Origin of the sequence: uncultured Rikenella sp. (assembly GCF_910579375.1) — a bacterium.
GTDB lineage: Bacteria > Bacteroidota > Bacteroidia > Bacteroidales > Rikenellaceae > Rikenella.
The window spans coordinates 1-2517 of the sequence record NZ_CAJTUJ010000211.1 but is presented as its reverse complement, the minus strand read 5'-3'; the positions used below and the strand labels follow the sequence as shown (position 1 = coordinate 2517).

The window sequence follows — 2517 nt, the reverse complement described above, 5'->3', positions numbered from 1 at the left end:
TGCGACCTTTTAGGGTCGCGCGGGCCGGACGCCTCCCCCTCAGGAGGCCCGCAACCCGCCGCTCACGCGTCGAGAGTTGCCGTTCCTCCCAGGCGTCCGACCCACTTGTTCATATGAAAATGCCGCCCCCGTTTATTCCGAGAGGCAACGCAACTGAAGACCGTAGGCGCGACTGTCCGCGTAGCTGGGATGGAGGTGCTGCGCGTTGAAGTACAAGAACACGCCGCTGGTGCCGCTGATGGCAGACGACCAGCTGAACCCGTTGTGGCCGACGTAGCTCAGCCCGCCATTCGCCCTCTCGCGGTAGCCCGGGGCGGGGAGGGACGACACCGAACTTCCACCGAAAACAACTACAGAACACCCGCTGACGAATCCCTCATAAAAAAGAAACCGAAACAGATGAAAACCAACCGGATATACCTTCTTCTCATCAGCCTCGTCGGCCTCGGCAGCTGCAAAGAAACCACCCCGCCCGAGCCGCCCCCCCTGCCCGCAGCCCAGCGCACCGTCATCGAATACGTCATCGCCACCGACCAGAGCTACCCAGCCGCCCAACGCTACATCAACGAACTCGAAGCCGCGTTCGATCCGGCCGCGAACGAACGGCACATCGTCTACCTCTACCCGCCGGCCAAAGGGAGCATCTACGCCCCCGCCGACCCGCAGTACGACGAACGGCCGAGACTCCTGCTCATCGCCCGCGACCAAGACCCCGAACAGTTCGGGAGCACCCTCCTGAAAGCCTACAGCCGCAGTCAGGCACCGGGCGACCCGGAAGTCCTCCAGGCCGTGCAGGCAGACGCCCTGCGGCTCGCCCCGGGCGACTATTACACCATCGCCACCTGGCACAACCCCGACGTGCCCCCCGCCGGACGCACCGTCATCGAATACATGGTCGCCGACAACAACCTCTACCCCTACGCCGTGCAGAACATCAACGACATGGAAGCCGCCTGGGCCGCACTCCCCGACAACGAAAAAGAGGGCCGGATGGTCGTTTATCTGCATCCGGTGGCCGCCGCAAGCCGGTGGGCACCGACCACAGCCGACTACGACGACACCCCGCGGCTGCTGCTCATCTCCGGCGACCGCAACGACCCGAACCGACCCTTCGCCAGCCGCGTGCTGAAGACCTACAGCCGGGAACAAAACCCGACCGACCCGGAAGTGATGGCCCGCGTGGTGACCGACGCCATGGCGCTCGCACCGGGGGCGAGCTACGGACTCGCCTTTTGGTCGCACGGCGCCGGGTGGCTGCCCGCAGAGAGCTATCAACCGCTTCGGTCGGTCATTCCCTCCTGGGACGACGCCGGGTGGAGCGGGTCGAAACTCGCCGGGATCGGCGAACAGAAGCCCACGTCGATGAGCGGAACGAATACAGACAATCAGGGGATTACGAGCTACTCGTTCGGCATAAGCAGCAGCTTCGACAACAGCGAGATGGAGATCGACGCGATGAGCCGGGCCTTGTCCGGATTCGGGAAGTTCGACTTCATCCTCTTCGACGCCTGCCACATGGCCTGCATCGAGCTGGCGTGGGAGTTCCGCGACCGAACCGACTACCTGATCGCCTCGGCGGCCGAGGTTTTGGGAGCCGGATTCCCCTATCGGGAGGTGCTGAAACCGATGCTTTCGCCCGGCGCGGCGGATGTCGAGGGGATAGCGCGCACCTACTTCGACTACTACAACGAACAATCGGGAGCCTATCGGACGGCTACCGTTTCGGTTGTCAAAACCAGCGGGTTACCCACTTTGGCGGAGGCGGTGAAGCGGCTGAGCGACACCGGGTTGCCGGAGGGAGCAGCGGGTCTCTCGCCGGCGGCGCAGCAGTTCGGACGCACCTACACCTCGTTCAACGGAACGTTCTACGACCTGGGCGACCTGGTTCACCGGACGTGGAGCGGGGGCGCCTACACGGAAGCGGTGGGGGCGTTCGACCGGGCGCTGGCGGCGGCGGTGCCGTATACAGCGACGACGCCGTGGATTCTCGAAGGACAGTCGGGGGCGATTCGGGTGCTGACCCATTGCGGCCTGTCGTCCTACCTGCCGCGAGCCTCGACGCCGGTCTCTCTGGAGGCCTATCGCACGCGGTTCGGCTGGAGCGAAGCTTCGGGAATGGGCGCGCTGGCGCGGTAGGCGGGGACGATTTAGGGACGAAGCGGCCAGCTTTCGAGTACCGAGCGGCACCGCCCCGGGCTACCGCGGATACCCTTCAGGCACGTTATGGGGTGGCTATTATGCCGGATATAACTGGTCATCAGCCACAAACGAAATCGACGGCCTATTTTTATCTTTTGACATGCACGGCCTCACCCCGGACAATGCAGCGAGTCGCGGCTACGGTTTTCAGTTGCGTTGCCTCTCGGAATAAACGGGGGTGCCGCTCGCGGGGGGCAAAGGGCCGGGTCTACCCTAAAAATAAGGGCAGCCTCTACCCTAACCAACTGATCGGATCTATCCTAAATAACCGGCGGCCTCTACCCTTTCTTGGTCTGACTTTACGCGCACGGAAAACGC

The 2517-nt window shown here is 63.7% G+C and carries 1 protein-coding gene; it reads left to right on the top strand.

The features are described 5' to 3' along the window. The first annotated feature begins 399 nt into the window (after positions 1 to 399). Positions 400 to 2136 (top strand): clostripain-related cysteine peptidase, encoded by a 1737-nt coding sequence (locus QZ302_RS09770; protein WP_294594889.1) that lies wholly within the window; start codon positions 400 to 402, stop codon positions 2134 to 2136. The last annotated feature ends 381 nt before the right edge of the window (positions 2137 to 2517 follow it).